General features: G+C 67.9%; 3 protein-coding genes. All 3 read left to right on the top strand.

Annotation, left to right across the window (positions count from 1 at the left end; all coding sequences use genetic code 11):
- Positions 1-759: outer membrane beta-barrel domain-containing protein (locus tag D7Y13_RS39670; protein WP_120630999.1), on the top strand; the 759-nt coding region annotated here is incomplete at its 5' end.
- Between the two features lie 2 nt (positions 760-761).
- Positions 762-2,780, top strand: coding sequence for an adventurous gliding motility protein GltC (gene gltC, locus D7Y13_RS39665; RefSeq protein WP_120586121.1), 2,019 nt, complete (start codon positions 762-764; stop codon positions 2,778-2,780).
- 105 nt (positions 2,781-2,885) lie between these two features.
- A partial coding sequence (locus tag D7Y13_RS39660) for an MFS transporter (protein WP_120630998.1) occupies positions 2,886-3,797 on the top strand: 912 nt, incomplete at its 3' end.

The following is a 3,797-nucleotide window of genomic DNA, read 5'->3' as shown; positions in this document are numbered from 1 at the left end:
TCCTCCTCCTGGGAGGCGGCCGCACCCCAGGCTCCGGCCGGCTCCCAGGAGGAGGAGGCCGGTGACGTGTCCGAGGTGGACAAGGACGCCCTGGGCCCCCTTCGCGAGCGCATCCGGCCGGTGTCCGGCCACATGTTCCTCAAGAAGGGCCGCTTCGAAGTCAGCCCGTCCGCGTCCATCACCATCCGCGACGCGTTCTACAAGAAGTACATCTTCGGCGGCTCGCTCACGTACTACCCGTCGGAGACGCTGGGCGTGAGCCTGCGCGCGGGCTACGCGGTGAACTCCGTGGCCGGCTCCGCGCAGATCTGCACCTTCACGGAGGGCTCGGGCGGCGACACGCGTGGCTGCCGCGCGCCCTCCAAGGGTGAGCTGGACGGTCAGGCCCCCGGGCAGCTCACGCTGCTGGGCGGCGCGGACGTCCAGTGGGCGCCCATCTACGGCAAGCTGTCGCTGCTGGCGGAGAAGTTCGTCCACTTCGACATGTACGGCATCCTCGGCGCCTCGGTGGTGCAGTACCGCGGCCCGGAGACGACGCTCGTGGACGGACAGGCCATCGCGGGTGGCAAGTCCTACCTCACGGGTGGCGGCAACATCGGCGTCGGCCTGCGCTTCTTCTTCAACCGCTGGATGACGCTGCGCACGGAGCTGCGCGACCTCATCTACGTGGAGAAGGGCCGGGAGCCCACGCCCACGTACCTCCGCAACCAGATCCTCTTCGAGCTGGGCCTGTCCTTCTTCTTCCCCTCCGGTTCATAAGCATGATGCGCACCCACCGGTTCCTCCGTCTCGCCGTCCTCGGGCTCACGCTCGCGTACACGGCCCCCACGCTGGCCCAGTCCTTTGAAGGACTGGATCTGGCGGGCCAGTCCAAGAAGAAGAAGAAGGGGTCCTCCTCCAAGAAGAAGGCCACGTCCTCCAAGCGCGGCAAGGGCAAGGCCGCCCCCGCGGAGGACACCGCGGACACGGCGGCTGAAGCCCCCGTGGCCCCCGCGGGCAACCCCGCCACGCCTCCGGTGACCGCGACGCCCGCGGCCCCGGTTGCATCTCCGGCGCCCGTCAAGCCCGCGCAGCCTGCCCAGAGCGGCGGCGGCCTGGGCCTGGACCTCACGGGCGACAACGACAAGCCGCCCGCGCCCACGATGACGTTCGACGCGGTGGACGTGTCCGGCAAGACGGCGGACCGCCAGCGCCTGGACGCGGCCATCTCGCTGTTCAAGAACGACGAGTACGAGAAGGCGGCGATGGCGTCGCACGAGCTGCTGGGCGACGCCAAGCTCCAGGGCCTGCACACCGAAGCGCGCTACGTGCTGGCCAAGTCGCTCTACCGCATGGGGCTGTACCACTCGTCGCTGGGCGAGTTCTCGAAGATCCTCGCGGCGGGCCCGTCCACGAAGTTCTTCAAGACGAGCCTGGAGTGGCTGTTCTTCATCAGCCGCAAGACGCAGAACGAGACGGTCATCCTGGATGAGATCGCCCGGTACGCGAACTACGAGTTCCCGGAGAAGTTCCGCAACGAGTTCCGCTACCTGCTGGCCCGCTACCACTTCGTGCGCGGCCGCGCGTTGGATCAGGTCGGCCAGACGGAGAACGCGGACAAGAGCTTCGAGGAAGTGAAGCGCCTGGCGCTGACCATCCCGCGCACGGACACGTTCTACCCGCGCGCGAAGTACCTGGAGGGTCTGGCCTTCTTCCGCAACGGCACCCACCACAAGGACGCGGCGGCCAAGCGCGGCAACACGGACGTGCTGGCGTCGGTGGAGGCGATGAAGGAAGTCGTGCGCCTCACCCGTCCCATGGTCGGCCGCACCGGCGAGCAGGCGAAGCTGGACAAGTCGCTGCGCGAGCTGGCGTTCATGCAGCTGGCGCGCACGCACTACGGCATGCAGCAGAACCGCTTCTCCATCTTCTATCTGAACAAGGTGGAGCGCGGGAACACGCAGTGGCTGGAGGCCCTCTTCGAGTCCTCGTGGGCCAACTACCGCATCGGTCAGTACGAGCAGGCGCTGGGCAACCTCATCACCCTGTCGTCGCCCTTCTTCCGCGAGGAGTACTTCCCGGAAGCGCTCATCCTGAAGGCCGTCATCTATTACGAGAACTGCCGCTACCGGGAGTCCAACCTCATCCTCCAGGACTTCGAGCACACGTACCTGCCGGTGCACGATGAGCTGGACTCGCTCGTGAAGAAGAACATGGACGCGAGCGAGTACTACACGGTGCTCGCGGACGTGCAGAAGAAGAACAAGGACGGCCTGGAGAAGAACGGCACGGACGTGCTCCTGGAGCGCATCCTGCGGCTCGCGCTCACGGATCAGGACCTGAAGAAGACCAACGACTCCATCCTGGAGCTCGAGGGTGAGATGGACCTGTTCTCCAACAAGGGCGACACGTTCAAGTACTCGGAGCTGACCAAGCAGCTGCTGGAGGGCCTCAAGGTCCAGCGCACCAGCCTCATCTCCAAGGCCGGCACCATGGCCAAGGGCAAGCTGGAGACGGAGCTGGGCGCGCTCAAGCTGCTCTTGGCCAACGGCCTGCGCATCAAGTTCGAGACGACCACCAAGGAGAAGGAGTTCCTGGAGGAGCAGCTCAAGGCGGGCGGCCGCACGGCCATCGTCAAGAAGTACAAGTACTCCGTGGCGGTCGCGGACGATCAGCTCTACTGGCCCTACGAGGGCGAGTACTGGCGTGACGAGCTGGGCACGTACCAGTACACGATGACCAAGGGCTGCATCGAGCGCGACACGGCCAACCGCAACATCCAGTCCGCCGGCGCGATGTAGACGCACGGCAGGACAGGTGGGAGTCTCCCGGCCCGCCGGAGCGCTTGGTCTGAGCGCTCCGGCGGTTTTCTCTTTTCGAAGGCACGTGGACGAGGGGAGTTCGAGTTGGCACGGGAGGCGTCGCTGCGGGTGGTGTTCGGCATCGCCGTCCTGGACCTCATCGGGTTCGGCATCCTGATTCCGCAGCTGGGCGTGTACGGCGTGCGCTTCGGGGCCTCGCCCTTCACGGTGGGGCTGCTCGTCGCGGTGTACTCGCTGATGCAGCTGGTGGCGGCGCCCATCATGGGGCGGCTGTCGGACCGGTTCGGACGGCGCCCGGTGCTGCTGCTGAGCCAGGTGGGCTCGCTGGCGGGCTACGTGCTGTTCGCCTTCGCGCAGACGCTGCCGCTCTTGTTCCTCTCCCGCGTCATCGACGGGGTGTCCGGGGGCAACGTGTCCACGGCGCAGGCGGTGGTGGCGGACATCACCAAGCCCAGCGAGCGCGCGCGGGGCATGGGCATCATCGGCGCGGCGTTCGGCCTGGGCTTCGTGCTGGGGCCGGCGCTGGGCGGCGTCCTGGGCGCGTGGGGCGGCAACCTCGCCATCGGCCTGTTCGCCGCGGGACTGTCCGCCCTGAACCTCATCAACACCTGGTTCTTCCTGCCGGAGACGCGGGTGCCGGGCAGCCCCTCCGCCACGGTGCGCTCCATGAAGGGCGCCGCGTCCGTCTTGACGCTTCCCGTCGTGGGCCGGTGCGTGGTGCTGGTGCTGCTCTTCACCGTGGCCTTCGCGCAGATGGAGGGCACCTTCTCCGTGTTCCTCCTCACGCGCTTCCTGTCGTCCGGGGCGGTGCCGCTGGAGGGTGGGTGGCTGGTGCACGCGGTGCACCCGGACGCGGCCGTCCTCAAGGAGGCCAGCCTGCGCTCCGGGGCGCTCTTCGCGGTGGTGGGGGTGCTGTCCGCGCTGGTGCAGGGGGGGCTGGTGCGCCGGCTGGTGGCCCCCGGGCATGGCGTCGGACCGGAGGCCCGGTCGGGGGGC

The sequence above is a fragment of the Corallococcus praedator genome, assembly GCF_003612125.1.
GTDB classification, from domain to species: Bacteria; Myxococcota; Myxococcia; order Myxococcales; family Myxococcaceae; genus Corallococcus; species Corallococcus praedator.
This window is presented reverse-complemented; position numbering and strand designations above follow the sequence as displayed.

Excerpts from the sequence above, each read along its gene's own strand:
- gltC (WP_120586121.1), top strand. The coding sequence starts at position 762 with ATGATGCGCACCCACCGGTTCCTCCGTCTCGCCGTCCTCGGGCTCACG.